This is a genomic window from Halomonas sp. SH5A2 (assembly GCF_014263395.1).
Lineage (GTDB): Bacteria > Pseudomonadota > Gammaproteobacteria > Pseudomonadales > Halomonadaceae > Vreelandella.
This window is the reverse complement of record NZ_CP058321.1, coordinates 3,102,557-3,124,108: the sequence shown is the minus strand read 5'-3', so window position 1 is coordinate 3,124,108 and position 21,552 is coordinate 3,102,557. Positions and strand designations below refer to the sequence as shown.

Sequence of the window (21,552 nt, the reverse complement as noted above, 5' to 3'; positions counted from 1 at the left end):
ATTGGGCATGGCTAGCTTTTGCTGGCGTAGGCGTAGAGCAATGTTTCCTGGGCACTGATCGCATCCCCACTGCCGGGGTCTTGGAGGTGGTAGCTTCCGTCACTTTGCAGCAGCCAGCTCTGACAATTGTCGACCAGGTAGGTTTCCAGGTCCTTGCGTACTCGCGTGGCCAGCTTTTTATCCAGTAGCGGAAAGCAGGTTTCCACCCGATTGAACATGTTGCGCGACATAAAGTCGGCGCTTGAACACCAGATCTCCGGTTTGCCGTCGTTGTGGAAATGGAAAACCCGCGTGTGTTCCAGAAAACGGCCTATGATCGAGCGCACACGAATATTTTCCGACACTCCCGGCAGGCCGGGTTTCAGGCAGCACATGCCGCGGATGATCAGGTCGCATTCCACACCCGCCTGGGAGGCGCGATAAAGCGCCTTGATCAGTTTCGGTTCGGTGAGTGAATTGCACTTGATAATGATATGGGCCCGCTTGCCCTTGCGGGCGACCTGGGCTTCGCGGTCGATCATTTCCATGAGCCGCTCGTGCAGCGTAAACGGCGCGTGGAGCAGGGTATCGATCTTGCGCGCGCGGCCCATCCCCGACAGCTGCTGAAATACCTTATGAACGTCGGCGCAAAGCTCCTTGTTGGCGGTCAACAGGCTATAGTCGGTATACAATTTGGCGGTCTTCGAGTGGTAGTTACCGGTACCCAGATGTGCGTAATGGCGCAGTTCACCGCGCTCGCGGCGCACGATATGCAGCATCTTGGCATGCGTCTTGTAAGCCATGATGCCGTAAATCACGATGGCCCCGGCTTCCTGCAGGCGAGATGCCAGCTGTAAATTATCGGCTTCGTCGAAGCGCGCGCGCAGCTCGATCACCACGGTGACTTCTTTCCCCTGGCTGGCAGCGTCCACCAGCGCGCTGACAATCGGCGAATCGGCCCCGGTGCGGTAGAGCGTCTGTTTGATCGCCAGCACATTCGGGTCGCGCGCCGCCTCGCTAAGCAGGTCTTCGATCGGCGAGAACGACTGGAAAGGGTGGTGCAGCAGCAGATCCTGCTTGGCGATGGCGTCAAACAGACTACCGCTGCCCCTCAATGCTTTGGGTATGCCGGGCGTGTAAGGCCGGTATAGCAGTTCCGGGCGGTCAACGTCGCCTAGTACGGACATCATCCGGGTCAGGTTGACCGGGCCCTGCACACGATAAAGATCGCCATTCTCAAGGCTGAATTGGCGCAGCAGGAAGTTGGTCAGGTCGTCCGGGCAATTATCGGCCACCTCCAGACGCACGCCGCTGCCGTATCGCCTTGCCAGCAGCTCACCACGCAAAGCGGAGGCCAGGTCGGAGACCTCCTCCGGGTCGACACTCATATCGGCGTTGCGCGTCAGGCGGAACTGGTAGCAGCCACGCACCCGCATGCCCGGGAACAGCTCTTCGGCATGGGCATGGATCATCGACGACAGAAATACATACTCGGTAAAGCCCTCGCTACACAGGTGCTTGGGAAGGGCCATGAGACGTGGCAGCGAGCGAGGCGCGGGGAGAATCGCCATCCCCCCGGCACGTCCAAAGGCATCCTTGCCCTCAAGCTCGACGATAAAATTGAGGCTCTTGTTCACCAACCGCGGAAAGGGATGCGAGGGGTCCAATCCGATGGGGCTGATGACCGGCATGATGTCGTTGTTGAATAGCTCGTGGACCCAGTCTTTTTGCGCCTTTGTCCATTGATCGCGGCGGCGAAACCTCAGCCCCTGCGCCTCTAAAGCAGGCAACAATGTATCGTTGAGGATTTGATACTGACGGACGATTTGCGCGTGGGCGATGTCGGAAATTTCGGCCAGCACGGCCTTGGGCAGTCGCCCGTCGGCGCCCGTTGTATCGTCACCCAGGGCAATCTGGTGCTTGAGTCCGGCAACACGAATTTCAAAGAATTCATCCATGTTGGATGAAAAAATCAGCAAAAACATCAACCGGTTGAGCAGCGGGTGTGCTTCATCCAGGGCCTGCTCCAGCACACGAATATTGAACTGCAGGTGGGATAGCTCGCGGTTGAAGTAAAGCTGCGGGTCGTCCAGATCTGTCTCGGGCAGCGCTTCGCGGGCCTGAACGCCAGTGGGTGTGCGGTTGACGCGAAGCGTGGATATCTCGCTATCGCCACCGTCATGATCATGGCGCGGGTAGGGCGAGTTATCGGTGACCTGGTCGTCCATGGTAGCTGCCTCCGGCGTTAGTCATCTCTGAGCATATCATTGCCTGATACGCGCCTGTTAACGCAGTATGGCGGAGGAAGATGACAAAGACGTGTCACGGCATTGTCATCTACGTTTTACTGGCCTCAGCCACCCAGCGTCAACGCGCATCCGCCAGCAGTCGTGCAGCGTCAAGGGCAAAATAGCTCAAGATGCCGTCTGCTCCGGCGCGTTTGAAGCACATCAGGGACTCCAGAATGACCGTGTCAGCATCCAGCCAGCCATTGTCGAAAGCGGCGCGATGCATCGCGTATTCGCCGCTCACCTGATAAGCATAGGTGGGCACGCGTAATTCGCTTTTGACCCGCCGGACAACATCCAGGTAAGGCATCCCTGGTTTGACCATCACCATGTCGGCGCCCTCGGCAAGGTCCATCGCCACCTCATGAAGCGCTTCGTCACTGTTGGCCGGATCCATCTGATAAGTGCGCTTGTCGGCTTTGCCCAGGTTGGCGGAGGAGCCCACGGCGTCGCGGAAGGGGCCGTAGTAGTGCGAGGCATATTTGGCACTGTAGGCCATGATGCGTACGTTATGAAGGTGCTCCTGTTCAAGCACCTGGCGGATAGCGCTGATACGCCCGTCCATCATGTCGGAGGGGGCAACCACATCGGCACCGGCTTCAGCATGGGAGAGGGCTTGCTTAAGCAGGGTGTCGACGGTGCGGTCGTTAAGCACGTACCCATGTTCGTCGATAATGCCGTCCTGGCCGTGAATGGTGTACGGATCGAGGGCGACATCGGTGATGATACCCAGTTCCGGCAGCGCCTCTTTGAGTGCCCGAACGCTGCGCTGAACGAGGCCGTTGGCGTTGTAGGCTTCTTCGGCGAACTCGGTTTTCTGTTCACCGCCGACAACCGGGAACAGCGCTATCGCGGGAATGCCCAGTGCATAGGCCTCGCGGGCTTGCTCGATCAACAGATCAATCGACAACCGCTCCACGCCCGGCATAGAGGCGATGGCTTCGCGTTGCTGGCTGCCTTCCAGGACGAAGACCGGCAGAATAAGATCGCCGGGCGTCAGCGTTGATTCGCGCATTAAACGGCGGGAGAAGTCGTCGCGGCGCATGCGTCGCAGACGCGTCGCGGGAAAGTGACGAGGGGTAGGTGTACTCAACGGTATTCTCCACAAAAACTCGTAAATGAGGGTATCTGCCGACCTTGGCTGAGTATATCAGTCCTGACCTGCATCGAAAGCCGTCTTGTGGTGCGCTTAAAGACTGACTAAAGTGGCGCAAACGCTGCTGAACGAGCAGGCCCTGCACAAGGAGAAAAGCATGACCAAACAGGTAGCAGTGATTCTTGCTGGCTGCGGTGTATTCGACGGGTCGGAAATTTACGAAACCACCCTGACGCTACTGCGCTTGGACCAGTTGGGGATAGGATATCGTTGTTTTGCCCCGGATATCGAGCAGCACCATGTGGTAAATCACCTCACCCAGGAGGCCGACACGGACGAACGGCGTAATGTGCTGGTGGAATCGGCACGTCTGGCCCGCGGTGACATCAGCCCGCTGACTGACCTGGCGGCTGACGAATTTGACGCGGTGATTGTACCGGGTGGTTTTGGTGTCGCCAAAAACCTGTCGGATTTCGCCGTGGCGGGAGACAGCATGCAGGTACTGGAATCGCTCAGGGAGGTGCTGTCAGGCTTTCGCGAAGATGCCAAGCCGATCGGCCTGATCTGCATCGCGCCGGTGTTGGCGACGCGATTATTGGGCGATGGGATCGCCGTGACCGTGGGTAATGATCCTGGCATATCCGGGGCCATCAGTGCCATGGGCGGTCTGCACCGCAGCTGTAGCGTCGAGGATATTGTGGTCGACCTGGAGCACCGCGTGGTCACCACGCCTGCCTATATGCTGGCAACGCGGATTAGCGAAGCGGCCACCGGCATTTTCAAACTGGTCGACCGGATTGATGAAATGATGGACTGATCAGTTGGGCCCGCGCCTTTCGGAAAGCTTTATAAACTGACAAGCCGCTGCCCTCGGGCAGCGGCTTGTTGTTTAGTACGGACTATTCCTCATCGGACTCTTCGGCGGCTTTTTCGGCACGCCGCTTGCGGACCAGTCGGCCGAAAAGCAGGCCGACCTCGTAAAGCAGGTACATAGGAACAGCCAGCAGGCTTTGCGAGATAACGTCGGGGGGGGTCAGCACCATGCCCACCACAAAGCACCCCAAAATGATGTAGGGGCGCTTTTGAGAGAGGCTCTCGACGGTGGTGGCACCGGACAGAATCAGCAAAAACGTGGCGACCGGAATTTCAAACGCCACGCCAAAGGCAAAGAACAGCTTGAGCACGAAGTTCAGATACTGATTGATATCCGTCATCACCGTGATGTTTTCCGGCCCTGCCTGGGTGAAAAACGCAAACAGCAACGGAAATACCACGTAATACGCAAATGCCGCGCCAGCATAGAACAGCAGGATGCTGGACACCAGTATCGGAATCGCCAGCGCTTTCTCGTTATCGTAAAGCCCGGGCGCGATAAACGACCATGCCTGGTGCAGAACGAACGGCACCGCAATAAACAGTGCGGTCACCAACGTCAGTTTGAACGGAGCAAGAAATGGTGAGGCCACTTCGGTCGCGATCATTTGCGACCCGGGTGGCAGAAGCGCCATTAACGGTTCTGCCACGAAGAGATAGATGTCGTTCGAGAACGCATAAAGCCCGAGAAAGATCACCAAAATCGCGATAACTGCCCGCATCAGTCGCGAGCGCAGCTCAATAAGGTGCTCGATTAACGGCGCTTGCTTCTGATCATTGTTGGGCTCCTGCGAATCACCAGACGTACTCATGGGTGCTTGCTGTCCTTGGTAGATGACTCGGCGTCGGGTGACGCGGGGGCTTTCTCACGGACGGTTTCCAGTGCTTCATCCAGGTGCGAGGCGGCACTGGCGGCACGCTGTTCCGACGCCGTTGACGTATCGCCGGATGGCGGCGTTGGCTTTTCTGGGTCGTCCGCTATCCGCTCTACGTCATGCTTGGCTTTGCGAAGGCTGTCATCGAGCTTTTTCTGCTGGTCGGAGAGCGTTTGACGCAGATCTTCCGCTTCGAGCTGAGCGCTGATTTCACGCTGCATGCCTGAGACGGTGCGCTTGATCTTGCCGACCCACAGGCCGACCGCGCGCGCCGCGCGCGGCAGGCGTTCCGGACCCAGTACCAAGAGCCCGACAACGCCAATGACCAGAATTTCAAAAAAGCCAAAATCGAACATGGCTTATTTGCGCTCGTCGTGATGATCAGCTGCCTGCTTTTCTTTCTCTTCCGCTTGAACGTCGTAAGTATTGCCAGCCTCATCGTGACGAACTTTCGCTTGGGGCTGGTCTTCCTCCTTCTTGTCGGCGTCCTTCTCGTCTTCATGGACGGCTTTCTTGAAGCCTTTCACCGCACCGCCCAGGTCGGTACCGACGTTGCGGAGCTTTTTGGTGCCGAAAACCAGGATGATGATGCCTAGTACAATCAGCAACTGCCAAATACTGATACCACCTAACATATGCGTGTCCTCGTGATGGGGCTATGTTGTTGCAAAGCCTGAAGGCTATTGTTGACGTGCTGCTTTTTCGTCGTGGCCGGAAATGCCGAAGCGGCGCGCTAACTCGTTGAGTACATCCTGATGATCCAGGTCCAGATGCGACAGCATCACCAGGCTATGAAACCATAGGTCGGCGGTTTCGGCGACCAGTGCCTGTCGTTCGTCCAAGCTGCCATGTTCAGCGTCTTTGGCGGCGAGCAGTGTTTCGGTAGCTTCCTCGCCGAGTTTTTCGAGTATCTTGTTCAATCCCTTGTAATGCAAGGAGGCAACATACGAATCGTCCGGCGACGCGTGGCGACGCTTGCGTAATACGTCGCCGAGCGCATCGAGCACAGGCGCATTATTGGGGGTGGAAGGCGTCGTGTCCATGGGGATCCTCTGGTTCTTGAACTATTGCCATACCAACAGCAGTAGACCGATGGCGGCAGCGACAAGCACCGGCCATTGCTGGCTGCCTGCCCATTGGCTCAATGGCTGCCAGGCAAGTGCCAGGCCAACTAGCACCAGGCCGATTCGCAGGCGGTGCTGGCGTTTGCCCTGGCGAGCCATTTGCTGTCGCATGTCGCTGATGGCAGACGTTTGCTGGTGACGCTGGCGGTGCTCGTGCTCCATGCGGCTGAGCGCCTGATGTGCCAGTACCGGTAGCTCAGGTAGCTGGTGCGAAAGTTCCGGTGCCTGGCGTTTCAGCGAGCGCCATAGTCCGCCGACGCCCGCGCGTTCTTTCATCCACTGCTCAAGGAAGGGTTTGGCCGTGCTCCACAGGTCCAGATCAGGGTAAAGCTGCCGCCCCAGGCCTTCAATGTTGAGCAGGGTTTTCTGCAGCAGTACTAGCTGAGGCTGTACTTCCATATTAAAACGTCGCGCGGTCTGGAACAGCCCCAGCAAGACCTGGCCGAAGGATATATCTTTCAACGGTTTTTCCAGAATCGGCTCGCACACCGTGCGAATCGCCGCTGCAAACTCGTTGGCGCGGGTGTTTTCACCCACCCAGCCCGATTCAATGTGCAGGGCGGCGACTTCGTAATAATCTTGATGGAAAAACGCCAGCAGGTTGCGGGCCAAGTAATCCTGGTCCTCCCGCGTCAGGCTGCCGACAATACCGCAGTCAATGGCGATATATTGCGGATCTTCCGGGTTATCGCAGTTGACGAAAATATTGCCGGGGTGCATGTCGGCATGGAAGAAATTGTCGCGAAATACCTGGGTAAAGAAGATTTCCACGCCGCGCTCGGCGAGTTTCTTCAAGTTGGTGCCGTTGGCCTTGAGGGTGTCGAGGTCGGCAACGGGCACGCCGCGAATACGCTCCTGGACCATGACGTGGCGGCGGGTAAACGGCCAGTAGATGGTCGGTACAAACAGCAGCGGGGAGTCTTTGAAATTGCGCTTGAGCTGCGAGGTGTTGGCGGCTTCCTTATACAGGTCAAGCTCATCGAACAGCGTGGCTTCATAGTCCCTGATGACTTCCACCGGGCGCAGACGGCGCGCTTCGGGTACCTTGGACAAGAGCTTGGCCACCTGATACATCAACGCCATGTCCTGGCGCATAATGCGGTCGATGCCGGGGCGAATGATTTTGACCACCACGTCTTCGCCGCTATGCAACTCGGCGACGTGGACCTGGGCGATGGAAGCCGAGGCTAGAGGTGCCGGGTCGAAAAAAGCGAAGGCATCGCTGAGCGACATTTCGAGCTCTTTTTCCACTCGGGTGACGGCGTGTTCACCTGGAAAGGGCGGCACCTGGTCTTGCAATCGCCTGAGCTCGTCGGCGATATCTTCGGGCAACAGGTCGCGTCGGGTGGAGAGCATCTGGCCGAATTTGATAAAAATCGGCCCCAGCGTTTCTAGCGCCAGGCGAAGGCGCTCGCCGCGCGAGCGCTGGCCGATGGGCATCAGGCGCAGTGGCGAGAACCAAAGCAGAAAACGCAGCCATAAGGGGAGCCGATCAAGCGGCAGGAGCGTATCCAGTCGGTAGCGGGCAATCACCCAACTGATGCGAAACAGCCGAAAACTCATTGGCGCGCTCCTGCTCGCAGCCGTCTGTCGAGGCGTTTAAAGCGGGCCTCCAGGCGGTCAGTCGCCACCTCGAGTGCAGTCAATTGATCACGCAATACATCATGCTGCTGGCGGCCGGGCAGCAGGCGCGCTTCTTCAAACACATACTCGGAGACGTCCTGCACCAGCTCGTCCTTGGTTCTCAGTCCCCAGTCAGCCGCCCGCCGTACGCCTTCGGCCAACGAGTGGGCAGGCGTATCCCCAAGCCAGCGCGCCAGTTCGTTTTCCCAATCGAGATCCAGGTCAAGGAGCAGCGTGCGGGTGGCTTCGAGTAAATGCACCTGGCCGCGTATCGCCAGCTTGCCTTCAAACATCAACTGCTCGACCGACGTGCCGCCAAGCCAGGCTGACAGGGTTTCCGGCGTCAGTTCCACGACTGCATCAGCGTGGCGGTCATCCAGGTCGTCGGCGCGCAGCAGGTCAATCCCGGTGGCGTGGTAATGGAGCACCAGGGCGAGTTGTGGCTGTTCGAAACGCACCAGCAGGCGACTCCCCGACAGCTGGGCAAGCCGCGCGGGTGACGCCGGGTCACGGGCAAGCAGGGCGTTCAGCGTGCGTTCACATCCGGCCAGTAACAAGGTCGGGGTTAGCAGCATGCTGACCTCTCGGTGGTTGGTGTCATAGCTTGATGCCGCGGTGTAGTGCCACGATGCCGCCGGTTAAATTGGTGTATTCCACACGTTCGAGACCGGCGTCTTCCATCATGCTCTTCAGCGTCTCCTGGTCGGGGTGCATACGAATCGATTCGGCCAGATAGCGGTAACTTTCGCCGTCGCCTGCCACCCATTCGCCCATTTTCGGCAACAGGCGGAAAGAATATTCGTCGTAGGCTTTGGTCAGCAGCGGATTACTGGGTTTGGAAAATTCCAGCACCAGCAGGCGTCCGCCAGGTTTGAGCACCCGCGCCATGGAGCGCAGCGCGGCGTCCTTGTCGGTGACATTGCGCAGGCCAAAGGCGATGGTGATGCAGTCAAAGCTGTTATCGGGAAACGGCAGGCATTCGGCGTTGGCCTGTACATACTCGACGTTGCTGCCCACGCCGTTGTCCATCAGCTTGTCGCGGCCCACGTTGAGCATGGAGGCGTTGATGTCGGCGAGCACGACTTTTCCCCGAGGACCGACCAGGCGCGAAAATTTAAGCGTCAGGTCGCCGGTACCGCCCGCGATATCGAGGACGTGATGGCCCGGTCTTACACCCGCACGTTCAATAGTGAGGCGCTTCCAGACACGGTGGATGCCCATCGACATCAGGTCGTTCATGACATCGTAGCGCGCGGCCACCGAGTGGAAAACGTCGGCCACCCGAGAGGCTTTCTCGTCGAGAGGAACTTCCTGATAACCAAAATCGGTCGTGCGTTTATCGGTGGGGCTCATGGGGCTCTGGCTCCCGAGTTCGAGGCGATGAGCGTCGACCAGGCGGTCGTCGCGTTATGTAAGGTTGCCGACATTGTAGCCTTGTCCGCCCCGGCTTGTCTGCGTTTGCTCTGGGGCGTTACGTCACAGCTGTTTGAACTGGATGCTGGCAGGCTCGCGGGAGGCCCCGGCCTCTTCAAGCCGTTGCAGATAGTTTTCCCAGTAGGCCGTTTGGTGCTGGGCCAGATCATAGAGATAGTTCCAGCTAAACAGGCCGCTGTCGTGACCGTCGTCAAAGTGAAGTTTAAGCGCGTAGTTACCTGCCGGGGTGATGTTCTGCAGCCCTACATCCTTTTTGCCGACCTGGAGCACGGCGGTATCGCCGCCATGGCCGCGCACCTCGGCAGAGGGCGAGTAAACGCGTAGCAGTTCCACCGGCAGGCGGTAGCTTTCGCCATTGGCGTAGCCGAGCTCAAGCTCGCGGGTCGACTTATGGTAGTGAACGCGGGTGGGGGTGGGAGCAGTCATGAAACACCTCAAAAGCGGCTGGGTGTCGGTGGCCAGTGGTGGCGCACCAAGGCTCGGCATCCTTGCCGAGCCGACAGGTTACAGAATATAGCGTGACAGGTCTTCGTCGACGGCTAACTCACCCAGCTGCGCGTTGACATAGTCAGCGTCGATCAGTAGCGGGCTTTCCATGTCGCCGCCCTTGAACGAGGCTTCTTCTAGCAGCCGCTCCATGACGGTATGCAGGCGGCGCGCGCCGATGTTCTCGGTGCCCTCGTTGACCTGCCAGGATATTTCAGCGATGCGCTCGATACCATCCTGAGTGAACTCGACGTCGAGCCCTTCGGTGGCCAGCAAGGCCGTGTACTGCCGGGTCAGCGAAGCGGACGGCTCGGTCAGAATCCGTTTGAAGTCACCCGGTGTCAGCGCATCCAGCTCAACGCGGATGGGCAGGCGGCCCTGCAGCTCGGGGATCAGATCCGACGGCCGTGACAGGTGGAAGGCCCCGGACGCGATAAACAAGATGTGGTCGGTCTTGACCATGCCGTACTTGGTCGAAACGGTCGACCCTTCGATAAGCGGTAGCAAGTCGCGCTGCACACCCTCGCGGGAGACTTCGCCGCCGCTCGACTGGCCGCTGCCCTTGGCGACCTTGTCGATCTCATCCAGAAAGACGATGCCGTGCTGCTCGACCGCTTCCACGGCGCGGGCCTTGATCTCTTCCTCGTTGACCAGCTTGCTGGCTTCTTCGTCGCGCAACAGGCCAAAGGCTTCCTTGACCTTGACGCGACGTGTCTCGCGCTTCTGCTGGCCCATATTGGAAAACAGGCTCTGCAACTGGCTGGTCATCTCTTCCATGCCAGGAGGCGTCATGATGTCGATGCCCTGACCCTGGGCGGAAATCTCGATGTCGATTTCTTTGTCGTCCAGTTCCCCTTCGCGCAGCTTCTTGCGGAAGGTCTGGCGGGTGCCGTTATCCTCGCGCGGCTTGTCTTCCTGGCCGCGGGGCGGCGGCAGCAAGGCGTCGAGAATGCGGTCTTCGGCGGCATCCTCGGCCCGGTGGGCGACTTCTTCTTTGGCGTGTTCGCGGACCATCTTGATGGCCGCTTCGATCAGGTCGCGAATGATCGATTCGACGTCGCGACCCACGTAGCCCACCTCGGTGAACTTGGTGGCCTCGACCTTGATAAACGGTGCACGCGCCAGTTTGGCCAGGCGGCGGGCAATCTCGGTTTTCCCCACGCCGGTGGGGCCGATCATCAGGATGTTCTTGGGCGTGACCTCCGGGCGCAGCTCATCGTCCAGCTGCATGCGGCGCCAGCGGTTGCGCAACGCAATGGCGACGGCGCGTTTGGCATCCTGTTGACCAATAATATATTGATCCAGGGCGTGGACGATTTCGCGGGGTGTCATCTGGGTCATAAAAGGGGCCTCAACGTTCGTTGGTGTTCAGCTCTTCAAGCGTGATGTGGTGATTGGTGAACACGCAGATGTCACCGGCGATAGCGAGGGATTTTTCAGTAATCTCGCGGGCGCCCAGTTCGGTATTTTCGAGCAACGCCCGAGCGCTTGCCTGGGCATAGTTGCCGCCGGAGCCAATGGCGATGATGCCGCGCTCGGGCTCGACAACGTCACCGTTGCCGGTAATGATCAGCGAAGCACTGTGGTCGGCCACGGCCAACAAGGCTTCGAGGCGGCGCAGGGCGCGGTCTGTGCGCCAGTCCTTGGCGAGCTCGACGGCGGCCTTGGTGAGGTGCCCCTGGTACTTTTCAAGCTGGGCTTCAAAGCGCTCAAACAGCGTGAAGGCATCGGCGGTGCCGCCTGCAAAACCGGCCAGCACCTTGCCCCGGTAGAGGCGGCGTACCTTACTGGCATTGCCTTTCATCACGGTGTTGCCCAGCGATACCTGGCCGTCACCCGCCAGGGCGACTTGGTTTCCGCGACGCACGGATACGATGGTGGTCATGGAGGTAACTCCTTGAGGGGAGGCTGGCTCCCGATGATGAACGGGTCGATGCTCGACCTGATCAGTTCATAACAAATTGGTGTAAGCAGTTCCCAACAAAATGCGGGCGGTCGATAAAAAATCAACCGCCCGCACGTCATTGGGGAGTGAGTTTGTCAGTTTTGCAGTTGAATGAGCAGCGGCTCAATGCCTTGGGTGGCCATTAAATCCTGAGCGCGATTGAGTTCGCGGGTGTCTTCATAAGGGCCGACCTGCACGCGATGCCAGGTACTGCCGTCAGCCTGGATCTCGCTGATCTGTGCCAGCAGACTCAAATTACGAAGCCGTTGACTCAGCTGTTCGGCGTCGTCCAGCTCGCGAAACGACGCCGCCTGCAACACATAGCGGGCACCGTCTTCATTGGCCGTTTGCTGCGCAGTGGTGACCTGCTCTTCCGGGCGCATATTCGCGGCGATCACCTGGGCGATGGGGTCGTCGACGGTGTCGTCATCGCTGGTGTTATCTGCTTCGGGGGCCGCCGGTGTCTCAACCGTTGAAGAGGGAGCGACACCAGGCGCAATCACTTCGGTTTCAGGCAGCAGGGTGTAAAACTCGAAGGTTGGCATGGACGGCTCTGTCGAGTCTTCGGTTTCCCGTGCGGCCTCGCGTGCTTCGCGTTGCTCAGCGCTTGATTCAGACGTCGTTTGGGTGGCGTCATCCGGCGTGTCCTGCCAGGGGGCTGTCCCGTGCTGGTGCTGAGCCAGAAAGAAACCGGCCGCTACGCCCACCAGGCCCCAGAGCCAGCCGGGCAGGCGGAACCCGCCGCTTGAGCCGCGAGCTGCTTTGCGCTGGCTAGTGGCACCGCGGCGGGTGGGCTTTTTACGCGGGCTTGCCATGAATTACATCTCCTCGGGGGCGCTGACCCCCATTAAATCCAGGCCGTTGCGCAGTACCTGGCGGGTGGCAAGGCCCAGCGCCAGGCGCGTATTGCGCAGGGTGTCGTCCTCGACCATGACCTTGACCGCGTTGTAGCAGGTGTGGAAATCACCCGCGAGGTCAAGCAGGTATTGGGCGACCTGCTGGGGTTCGCGGTTGTGGGTGGCGTTTTCGATGACTTCCGGATAGCGGGCCAGACGATTGAGCACGGCGCGTTCCTGGTCGCTGTCCAGCAGGGCCAGGTTGGCCATGGCGAGGTCGTGATCGAAGGGCTGACCCGCCGCTTCGGCCTTGCGCAGCATGCTGCACACCCGGGCGTGGGCATACTGAATGTAGTACACCGGGTTGTCGTTGGACTGGGAGCGTGCCAGGTCAATATCAAAGGTCAATTGCGAGTCGGCCCGACGGGCGGCCAGGAAGAAACGTGTCGCGTCGCGGCCGACTTCATCGATCAGGTCGCGGATAGTGACGTAGCTTCCCGCGCGCTTGGAGAGTTTTACCTCCACGCCGGAGCGGGTCACCATCACCATCTGATGCAGCACGTAGTCCGGCCAACCCTTGGGGATGCCGACATTCAGCGCCTGCAGACCGGCGCGTACCCGGGTTATCGTCGAATGGTGGTCGGCCCCTTGTTCGTTGATCACCGTTGTGAAACCGCGCTGCCACTTGTCGAGGTGGTAGGCCACGTCGGGCAGAAAGTAGGTGTAGCCGCCTTCCTGCTTGCGCATCACGCGGTCCTTGTCGTCGCCAAAGTCGGTGGTGCGCAGCCACATGGCGCCGTCTTCTTCATAGGTATGGCCTGCGGCAATGAGTTTTTCGACCGTGGCGTCCACCTTGCCATCGGCATACAGCGAAGACTCCAGAAAGTACACGTCAAACTCGACGCCGAAGGCCTTCAGGTCGAGATCCTGCTCGCGGCGTAGCCAGGCCACGGCAAAGGCTTGAATGGCGTCAAGGTCGTCGGCGTTGGCATTGGCGGTGACCTCGCGATCATCGGCGCTCACCGTTTTGCCCGCCATGAAATCCCTGGCGACATCCACGATGTATTCGCCGCGATAGCCGTCTTCCGGCCAGCTTGGATCGTCAGGGCCCAGGCCTTTGGCACGTGCCTGTACCGAGCCTGCCAGGTTGGCAATTTGCGCGCCCGCGTCGTTGTAGTAGAACTCGCGGGTCACGTCATAGCCGCTGGCATCAAGCAGGCGGCACAGGCAATCGCCGATCGCAGCCCCCCGACCATGGCCCACGTGAAGCGGCCCGGTGGGGTTGGCGGAGACAAACTCAACCTGCACTTTCTGGCCTTTGCCGATCAGGCTACGGCCAAAGGCATCGCCGCTGTCGAGCACCTGGGCGACAATTTGCGCGGCGGCGTCCGAGGCAGCAAAGAAATTGATGAACCCTGGACCGGCAATCTCGGTTTTCTGGATGGCGTCGCTCGGTGGCAGCGCCGTGACCAGAGCGTCAGCCAGCTCGCGGGGTTTCATGCCGGCAGGCTTGGCCAGCATCAGCGCCAGGTTGGTGGCGTAATCACCGTGGGCTTTGTCCTTGGTGGGGTCCACCTTGATGGTGGGCGCTAGATCAGCGGGCAGCACGCCTTGGTGCTTGAGCGCGGCGACCGCGCCGTCGAGCAATGAACTAATCGTGTCTTTCATTTAAGTATCCGGGTGTTATCAGTGGCGGCGTGGGCATGCACGCGTCGCTATTCAGCGGCAAGGTGCCCCATTATCGGCAATTGAGCCGCAGTTTCAAAGCGGTGTGTCCGCTGTCGTCTAGGACAGGCTTTGCGGATCGATATCGATCGACCAGCGAACCCGGCGTGCGTCGCGGTTGGCTTCAAGCCACTGCGCCAGCCAACTGGCGGCGGCGTGGAGTTGGCTGCGCTTATCCGCGGTCAGCATGACTTGCAGATGGTAACGGTTCTGGCGGCGCTCCATGGGAGCAGGCACTGGCCCCAGGCAGCGTGCCGGCGTATCGGTTTGGGATAGCCATTGGCGCAGGGCCTGGGCGGCCTGCCGGGCCAGGGCAAGAGCGGCCTCTTCCTTGGGACTTTCAATGCGCAGTAGTGCCATGAAGCAAAACGGCGGCAGTTGGGCGAGTCGGCGCTCTTCCAGCAGGTTGCGCGCCAGTGCGCCATAGCCGTGTTCGGCAAGCTGGCCCAGGTGCGGGTCGTCGGGATGCAGGGTCTGGACCAGTACGCGCCCTGGATGGGCCGCGCGACCGGCGCGACCGGCGACCTGTTCGAGCAGCTGGGCGCTGTGTTCCAGGGCGCGGAAGTCCGCCGCGTAGAGTCCGCCGTCGGCATTGACCACCACCACCAGCGTCACATGGGGGAGGTGGTGACCCTTGGCGAGCATTTGCGTACCCACCAGCAGGCAGGGCTCGCCGCGCTGAATCTCCTTGAGCATCTGCTCGAAGCTGTCCTTTTTCCGTGTGCTGTCGCGGTCGATGCGCTGCACCGTGGTCTTGGGGAACAGGCTTTGCAGGGTCTCTTCGGTACGTTCCGTGCCGCTGCCCAGGGCGCGTAAATCGCCACTGCCGCATTCTGGACAGGCGTCCGGCAGGGCGCGACGGCTATCGCAATGGTGGCAGGCAAGTAGCGGCGGCTGGCGGTGCAGGGTCATGCGGGCATCGCACTGGCCGCACTCGGCGAGCCAGCCGCAGCTGTGGCAGGCCAGTGTCGGCGCAAAGCCTCGCCGGTTGATAAAAATCAGCACCTGTTTGCCCGCGGCCAGGGTGTTTTTGATGGCGGTGAGGGACGCCGGTAACAGACCGCCCTGGCGCCGCTGGTGGCGCATGTCCACCAGTTCGAGTTTGGCGGGTGGGTGTCGGCTGGGTCGCTGGGTCAAACGTAAGTGCCGGTAAGACCCTGTCAGCGCCTGCTGCAGACTTTCCAGGGACGGTGTGGCGCTGCCCAGTAACAAGGGTATTTTATGGCGGTGGGCGCGGGCAACGGCCAGGTCCCGGGCGTGATAGCGCAGGCCGTCCTGCTGTTTGTAGGAGCCGTCATGCTCCTCATCGACGATGATCGCACCGGGGTTGGCGAGTGGGGTGAAAATCGCCGAGCGGGTGCCGATGATGATCAGTGCCCGCCCGCTGGCGGCGGCCTCCCAGACGTCCAGGCGCTCGGGGTCGGTAAGCCCTGAGTGCAATGCCACGACGGGAACGCGAAAGCGGCTTTTGAAGCGTGCCAGCGTCTGCGGGGTCAGGCCAATTTCGGGCACCAGCACCAGCGACTGCTTGCCCTTGGCCGCCACGGCCTCGATCAGTTGCAGGTAAACTTCGGTCTTGCCGCTGCCGGTAACGCCTTCCAGTAAGCAAGGATGGTAGCCATCGAGTTTTTCATGCAGGGCGGCCAGCGCCGTTGCCTGTTCGCGGTTAAGCGGCAACGCAGGGCTTGCCAGCAGGCTACCGCCGGGAGGCGTGGGGGCGGCGAGGGTAATGTCCTGTGCCTCGGCCAGGCCCTTTTTTTCCAGCGCGAGCAACTGGTCGCGGCTAAACCCATGCGCATTGACCGCGCGCCCCGGCAATCCGTGGGGATGCTGTTGCAGCAGCGCGTGTAACGCGGCCTGTTTCGGGGCGCGGCTCAAGCGGTCATCGTCCGGCGCACCCAACGCCCGCCAGAGTGTTTGCGTACGTCCGGCCATGGGGTGGCCCTGGCGCAGCCGTGCAGGCATGGCCATGGCCAGCGTATCACCCAGGCTATGCTGGTAGTAGCGCGCGGTGAACTGGCAAAGCCATAGCCAATCGGCGGGCAGGGGGGTGTCGTCCAATGTTTCGCTGACGCTGCGCAGTTGGGCGTGCGGCAGGTCGCTGTGGTCCGCCAGTTCAGCGATCACACCGACGACATCGCGATGGCCGAATGGGACGCGCACGCGCAAACCTACCTGCCAGCCGCCGGGCGGTGTCTGGCGGTTGGGTAAGTAGTCGAACAGGCGTCGCAGCGGCGACGGCAGGGCGATTTTGAGCACCTGGGCGGAAACAGCGTCGGACAATTGGCCTCCGGCATTAGTTTTGCTAGAATAGGCGGCCGCTCTGACTTTAAACGAAGGAGCGATTAACCGGTTAGTCGTTTTTTAAACCCGTATGCGGTGCCTGGCACGAGATCAGGTGGCGGCATACCGCTGATGAGGCTCAAGATGAAACAAGGTATCCATCCGAATTACAACACGGTCACCGCCAACTGTTCTTGCGGTGCTAGCTTCCAGGTGGGTTCCACGTCAGGTCAGGATTTCTCCCTGGACGTGTGCTCCAACTGCCACCCTTTCTACACCGGTAAGCAGAAACAAGCGACCACCGGTGGCCGTGTAGAGCGCTTCAACAAGCGTTTTGGCGCTGCTATCAAGCGCGGCTGATCCTTTACGGACTTGCCATATCGAAAGCCCCCAGGGCTTGCGAAAACCCACGCCACGGCGTGGGTTTTTTTGTGGGTGGTGACAGCGTTGGCGATCGATAACAGGCAAATGCCTGGATAAAATGGAAAAATTTTCCATAAATATTGCGATGCATCAATGCAAATAATCGTTATCGTTGAGGCGGTTACCTATAAATTTCATTAAAAATGTTTGAAATGTTACGAAATGGAGGTAAAAGTCGGTTAAACGACCGTTTTTATGCTGGGTTTACCGCTTGCTTGAGCGGGCCGGTGTTTTTCTATATTCTGGCATCACTTATCTCCCTTCTGAGTAACTGGACCCTTGACCATGACCGATGCAAATAAGCAGGCCGCTTTGGATTATCACGCGAAGCCGATCCCCGGCAAGCTGTCGGTGGAGTTGACCAAGCCCACCGCGACGGCACGGGATTTAGCGCTGGCGTATAGTCCCGGGGTGGCTGAGCCGGTCAGGGAGATTGCCCGCGAAGCCGAAAACGCCTACCGCTACACCGGCAAAGGCAATCTTGTCGCGGTCATTTCCGACGGCAGTGCGATTCTCGGGTTGGGTAACCTGGGACCGTTGGCCAGCAAGCCGGTGATGGAAGGCAAGGGTGTGCTGTTCAAGTGTTTCGCCGGCATCAACTCGGTTGATATCGAGGTGGATGCGGAAAGCCCGCAGGCGTTCACTGACACCGTGGCGCGCATCGCTGATACCTGGGGTGGCATTAATCTGGAAGATATCAAGGCGCCTGAATGTTTTGAGATCGAAAAGGCGCTGATTGAGCGTTGCAGCATTCCCGTATTTCATGACGACCAGCACGGCACGGCGATTGTCACCGCGGCCGGTATGCTGAACGCGCTGGATATCGCGGGTAAAACGATCGACAGCGTCAAAATTGTTTGCATGGGCGCAGGCGCGGCGGCCATTGCCTGTATGCGGCTGTTGGTATCCTGTGGGGCGAGCAAAGAAAACCTGATCATGCTCGACCGTCGCGGGGTTATTCATAGCGATCGTGAAGGCATTAATGAATACAAGGCCGAGTTTGCCCGTGATACGGACATGCGCACCCTGGATGACGCTATCGATGGCGCCGACGTGTTTATCGGTTTGTCAGGCCCTGGCTTGTTGTCGGCTGAGCAGGTGAAAACAATGGCGCCGGATCCGGTAATTTTCGCCTGCACCAACCCCGATCCCGAGATTCATCCCGATGTTGCCCGCGAGGCGCGCCCGGATGTAATTATGGCGACCGGCCGCTCCGATTTCCCTAATCAAGTGAATAATGTTCTGGGCTTCCCGTTTATCTTCCGCGGTGCGCTCGACGTGCGCGCAACGCGCATCAATGAAGCCATGAAGCTGGCGGCGGTACACGCGCTCAAAGACCTGGCCCGCGAGCCGGTTCCCCAGGCGGTGCTGGATGCCTATGAGCGTACCGACATGCAGTTTGGCCGCGAGTACATCATTCCCACGCCCGTCGATGTAAGACTGCTGGCGCGAGTTTCCTCGGCGGTGGCCCAGGCGGCAGTGGACTCAGGGGTGGCGCGTAAGCCGTATCCGGCTCACTACCCGCTTGCCACCATCAATGATGTCTATGGCGGATAGTCCGCGACATCCACTACTGTCATTATCGGCTACCGTAAGCACCAACGCCCGCTATCCAGCGGGCGTTGGTCGTTCAGCCGGTTGAGTAGCGTGTCAGGCCTTCCTGGGCGGTAGAGGCGACCAGGCGGCCGTCGCGCTGGTAGATATGCCCCCGCGCAAGTCCTCGGGCGCCGCCCGCCCATGGCGAATCGATAACGTACAGCAGCCAATCATCCAGGCGGGTGTCGTCATGCAGCCAGAGGGCGTGATCCAGGCTTGCAATGCGCAACTGTGGGTCGGTATAGCGGATGCCGTGGGGCGTCAGGCTGGTGGTCAGCAAGTTAAAGTCGGACGCGTAGGAGAGCAAGTGACGGTGGAGAGCCGCGTCATCGGGTAGACTGCCAGCCAGGCGAAACCACAGGCACTGACCGGCAGGTTCTGACTGATCTGGATTTCCTTTGAGATGCAAAAACTCGATCGGGTGGCCAGGGAAGCGAGAATGTTTGACATCACCGCTTTCTATCAATGCCTCGGGTGAGGGCACTTCGGGCATCGCGCGCTGATGGCTGAAGCTTGTTTCGTGACTCTGAAACGAGGCGCTGCAGAAAAAGATCGGGCGGCCCTTTTGAATCGCTGTCACGCGGCGTGTGGTAAAACTGCCGCCGTCGCGGATGGTATCCACCTGATAGACCACCGGCCGATGGGGATCCCCTGGGCGAAGAAAATAGCCGTGCTGCGAATGCGGACGGCGCTCAATGGGCACGGTGCGACTGGCGGCGGCGAGCGCCTGCCCCAATACCTGCCCGCCGTAGAGTTGGGGGAAGCCCAAGTCCTGGCTTTGGCCACGAAAAAGGGTGTCTTCGAGTGCTTCTAGCTCAAGCAAATTGACCAGCGTATTCAGCGCGTCTGCCATTCTGGGTATCCTGTAGTCACTTATTCAGCGGCGCTCAATGGCGCCGTTCATACGATCGTTTTGTTACCTTAACGGAGTTTGCTGTGATTCGCAGCGATGAATTTTACATGCACCGGGCGCTGGACCAGGCGCATCTGGCGGCTGAAATGGGCGAAGTGCCGGTGGGGGCTGTGGTGGTTGACGCTGACGGCAGGATTATCGGTGAAGCCGGTAATGCCCCTGTCTCCAGCTGTGACCCCAGTGGTCATGCGGAGGTTCGTGCCCTTCGCGCGGCGGCCCAGCAGGTGGGTAACTACCGCTTATCCGGCTGTACGTTATTCGTGACGTTGGAGCCCTGCATGATGTGCGTTGGGACGATGATTCATGCTCGCTTGAGCCGCCTGGTCTACGCGGCTGCCGAGCCGCGCACCGGCATGGTCGAGTCCAAAGCCAATCTGCTGGCGCAGCCGTGGTTCAATCATGCCATCGACGTCCAGGGCGGTGTCTTGGCGGCACAGGCAAGCAAGTGCTTAAAAGCTTTTTTTGCTGCCAGGCGGGGCGAGGCGGACGGCTAACACAAAGCGGCTGCGAAGCGTTTGAGGCATTACGATCTCGACTTAATCAAGCGGCGGTATCAACTCGAACATTAACAGTGGGTCCGCGTTGACAGGCGTTTGCTCTAGCTGGAAGAACTGCTGGCGACTGCGTTCAACGTACTCAATCATTTCGTAATAGCGGCGAATGTTGCGCACATAAATGACGGGCTCTCCACCACGGGCGTAACCGTGGCGCGTTTTGCTATGCCATTCGCGCTGTTGCAACAAGGGTAGCGCCTCGCGCACATCCGCCCAACTGTCTGGGTCGCCGTCGCGCATTTCCGCGATTTTACGCGCATCGTACAAGTGTCCCAGGCCGACGTTATAGGCCGCCATCGCCATATACAGGCGGTCGTCTCCGGTGATGTCGTCGGGAAGGCGGTCCATGATGCTGCGCAGGTAACGCGAGCCTCCATCGATGCTTTGCGCGGGGTCGCGGCGATTCTCAATGTTCATTTCCTCGGCGGTAGGGCGGGTCAGCATCATCAGGCCGCGCACACCGGTGGGGGAGACCGCATCGGGGTTCCAGTGGGACTCCTGGTAGCCGATGGCGGCGAGCAACTTCCAATCGAAGCCGGTATTCTCGGCGGCCTGCTTGAAATCATCGGTAAAGCGGGGTAAGCGGGCATCCAGGTGGTCGAGAAAAGTTCGCGTGCCGACATACTCGAGGTAATCGTCGTGACCAAAATAACGGGCGACGAGTTGGTCGAGAGCCCCTGTCTGTTGAAGGTCTTCAAGAAAGCGGTTGGCCGCCTTAAGCAACCCCAGTCCCCGGCCACTGGGAACCGCCCAGGCCATCGAGACCGGATCCCCCAGCGGGAAGCCATGCTCAACATTTTTAAAAAACAGCCGGTTAATGCGGAACTGATGTTCAAAAATCACTGCCGCGTCGAAACGGCCATCTTCGATTTGGGCAAGTAGCTCGGCGACCTCCAGCTCGTGGGACTCGCGCCAGCTTAATTCGGGATACGCTTCCTGCAACCCGCGTAACGCTTTACTTGTGCCCGCGCCGCTCAGTGTGCCCAGCGACAGCCCTACAAGGTCGCCGGGCTCTGAGATGCCGTTGAGTCCGCGACGGTAGACCACCAGTGGCTGCATGTTGATGATCGGGCGGGTGTAGTGAATGCCAGGCGTGTCGGTGAGCAGGGGGAGCGCCGCTGCGCCCAGGTCGCCTTTTTCACGCACCGCGGGTAGCACGCTCTCCGGATGGTGACTGGCATCGATATTAAGGCTAACCCCCAGTCGGTCGGCAAAACGGCGCATGAGTTCATACTCGAAGCCCGTTGGCCCATGGCGGCCTTCATAGTAAGTGGTAGGCGTATTTCGCGTATGCAGGGTGATGAAGTCGCGCTGGCGAATCTGCTCCAGGTGCTCGCCTTCCGGCACAAATGAAAAGGTCGGCATCATCACCAACAGCGCAATGGCCGTTAGTGCATAGTAATAGCTCGAGCGAGCGATAAAGTGTCGGCAAATCAACGTCAGCATGGCGTCTTGTCGGCGCGGGATAAGCTGCCACGATACCCAGCCATCAGCAGACT

At 59.7% G+C, this 21,552-nt stretch carries 21 protein-coding genes; 4 read left to right on the top strand and 17 right to left on the bottom strand.

Features of this window, described 5'->3' with window-relative positions; translation table 11 throughout:
• Positions 1–11 precede the first annotated feature (11 nt).
• Entirely contained in the window at positions 12–2,207 is a 2,196-nt protein-coding gene (gene ppk1, locus HXW73_RS14515; RefSeq protein WP_186253755.1) for a polyphosphate kinase 1, read from the bottom strand.
• Positions 2,208–2,346: 139 nt separating this feature from the next.
• On the bottom strand, positions 2,347–3,360 hold the full coding sequence (hemB, locus tag HXW73_RS14510) for a porphobilinogen synthase (RefSeq protein ID WP_186253754.1): 1,014 nt from the start codon (positions 3,358–3,360) through the stop codon (positions 2,347–2,349).
• 160 nt (positions 3,361–3,520) lie between these two features.
• Between hemB and elbB the strand changes: the two genes are divergently transcribed.
• Positions 3,521–4,180: an isoprenoid biosynthesis glyoxalase ElbB gene (gene elbB / locus HXW73_RS14505; protein WP_186253753.1), complete on the top strand. Its 660-nt coding sequence runs from the start codon at positions 3,521–3,523 to the stop codon at positions 4,178–4,180.
• Positions 4,181–4,262: 82 nt separating this feature from the next.
• Here the strand turns inward: elbB and tatC are convergent, their stop codons facing one another.
• The 13 genes from tatC to HXW73_RS14440 form a co-directional block, all read right to left on the bottom strand.
• Positions 4,263–5,048 carry a twin-arginine translocase subunit TatC gene (gene tatC, locus HXW73_RS14500; RefSeq protein WP_186253752.1) on the bottom strand — a complete coding sequence of 262 codons (786 nt, stop codon included), beginning with the start codon at positions 5,046–5,048 and terminating at the stop codon, positions 4,263–4,265.
• Positions 5,045–5,467 carry a Sec-independent protein translocase protein TatB gene (tatB, locus tag HXW73_RS14495; protein WP_186253751.1) on the bottom strand — a complete coding sequence of 141 codons (423 nt, stop codon included), beginning with the start codon at positions 5,465–5,467 and terminating at the stop codon, positions 5,045–5,047. Before tatB ends, tatC begins: the two co-directional genes overlap by 4 nt.
• A gap of 3 nt (positions 5,468–5,470) precedes the next feature.
• Positions 5,471–5,746: a Sec-independent protein translocase subunit TatA gene (gene tatA / locus HXW73_RS14490; RefSeq protein ID WP_186253750.1), complete on the bottom strand. Its 276-nt coding sequence runs from the start codon at positions 5,744–5,746 to the stop codon at positions 5,471–5,473.
• A 45-nt stretch (positions 5,747–5,791) separates the two neighbouring features.
• On the bottom strand, positions 5,792–6,154 hold the full coding sequence (locus tag HXW73_RS14485; RefSeq protein WP_186253749.1) for a phosphoribosyl-ATP diphosphatase: 363 nt from the start codon (positions 6,152–6,154) through the stop codon (positions 5,792–5,794).
• A gap of 21 nt (positions 6,155–6,175) precedes the next feature.
• Positions 6,176–7,798, bottom strand: a complete 1,623-nt coding sequence (gene ubiB / locus HXW73_RS14480) for a ubiquinone biosynthesis regulatory protein kinase UbiB (RefSeq protein ID WP_186253748.1) — start codon at positions 7,796–7,798, stop codon at positions 6,176–6,178.
• A complete protein-coding gene (locus tag HXW73_RS14475) occupies positions 7,795–8,433 on the bottom strand; it encodes a ubiquinone biosynthesis accessory factor UbiJ (RefSeq protein ID WP_186253747.1) in 639 nt (212 codons plus the stop codon). The genes ubiB and HXW73_RS14475 overlap by 4 nt, the downstream gene beginning before the upstream one ends.
• Positions 8,434–8,455: 22 nt before the next feature.
• Positions 8,456–9,211 carry a bifunctional demethylmenaquinone methyltransferase/2-methoxy-6-polyprenyl-1,4-benzoquinol methylase UbiE gene (gene ubiE, locus HXW73_RS14470; protein WP_186253746.1) on the bottom strand — a complete coding sequence of 252 codons (756 nt, stop codon included), beginning with the start codon at positions 9,209–9,211 and terminating at the stop codon, positions 8,456–8,458.
• Between the two features lie 123 nt (positions 9,212–9,334).
• Positions 9,335–9,718 (bottom strand): gamma-butyrobetaine hydroxylase-like domain-containing protein, encoded by a 384-nt coding sequence (locus HXW73_RS14465; RefSeq protein WP_066318303.1) that lies wholly within the window; start codon positions 9,716–9,718, stop codon positions 9,335–9,337.
• 78 nt (positions 9,719–9,796) lie between these two features.
• Positions 9,797–11,119, bottom strand: a complete 1,323-nt coding sequence (gene hslU / locus HXW73_RS14460; RefSeq protein WP_186253745.1) for an ATP-dependent protease ATPase subunit HslU — start codon at positions 11,117–11,119, stop codon at positions 9,797–9,799.
• 10 nt (positions 11,120–11,129) lie between these two features.
• Positions 11,130–11,663, bottom strand: coding sequence for an ATP-dependent protease subunit HslV (gene hslV / locus HXW73_RS14455; protein WP_066318308.1), 534 nt, complete (start codon positions 11,661–11,663; stop codon positions 11,130–11,132).
• Positions 11,664–11,818: 155 nt separating this feature from the next.
• On the bottom strand, positions 11,819–12,538 hold the full coding sequence (locus tag HXW73_RS14450; protein ID WP_186253744.1) for an SPOR domain-containing protein: 720 nt from the start codon (positions 12,536–12,538) through the stop codon (positions 11,819–11,821).
• Positions 12,539–12,541: 3 nt separating this feature from the next.
• On the bottom strand, positions 12,542–14,227 hold the full coding sequence (argS, locus tag HXW73_RS14445) for an arginine--tRNA ligase (protein ID WP_186253743.1): 1,686 nt from the start codon (positions 14,225–14,227) through the stop codon (positions 12,542–12,544).
• Between the two features lie 117 nt (positions 14,228–14,344).
• Entirely contained in the window at positions 14,345–16,567 is a 2,223-nt protein-coding gene (locus HXW73_RS14440; protein ID WP_186253742.1) for a primosomal protein N', read from the bottom strand.
• Between the two features lie 144 nt (positions 16,568–16,711).
• Here HXW73_RS14440 and rpmE point away from each other — a divergent pair, with 144 nt between their 5' ends.
• Both rpmE and HXW73_RS14430 read left to right on the top strand, forming a co-directional pair.
• Positions 16,712–16,927: a 50S ribosomal protein L31 gene (gene rpmE / locus HXW73_RS14435; protein ID WP_044630499.1), complete on the top strand. Its 216-nt coding sequence runs from the start codon at positions 16,712–16,714 to the stop codon at positions 16,925–16,927.
• Positions 16,928–17,275: 348 nt separating this feature from the next.
• Entirely contained in the window at positions 17,276–18,547 is a 1,272-nt protein-coding gene (locus tag HXW73_RS14430; protein ID WP_186253741.1) for a malic enzyme-like NAD(P)-binding protein, read from the top strand.
• 73 nt (positions 18,548–18,620) lie between these two features.
• Here the strand turns inward: HXW73_RS14430 and HXW73_RS14425 are convergent, their stop codons facing one another.
• Positions 18,621–19,439: an acyl-CoA thioesterase gene (locus tag HXW73_RS14425; protein WP_186253740.1), complete on the bottom strand. Its 819-nt coding sequence runs from the start codon at positions 19,437–19,439 to the stop codon at positions 18,621–18,623.
• An 86-nt stretch (positions 19,440–19,525) separates the two neighbouring features.
• Here HXW73_RS14425 and tadA point away from each other — a divergent pair, with 86 nt between their 5' ends.
• Positions 19,526–19,993, top strand: a complete 468-nt coding sequence (gene tadA / locus HXW73_RS14420; RefSeq protein WP_222105054.1) for a tRNA adenosine(34) deaminase TadA — start codon at positions 19,526–19,528, stop codon at positions 19,991–19,993.
• Between the two features lie 42 nt (positions 19,994–20,035).
• On the opposite strand, the gene mltF is transcribed toward tadA, so the two are convergent.
• Positions 20,036–21,499, bottom strand: a complete 1,464-nt coding sequence (gene mltF / locus HXW73_RS14415) for a membrane-bound lytic murein transglycosylase MltF (protein WP_186253739.1) — start codon at positions 21,497–21,499, stop codon at positions 20,036–20,038.
• Positions 21,500–21,552: the final 53 nt, after the last annotated feature.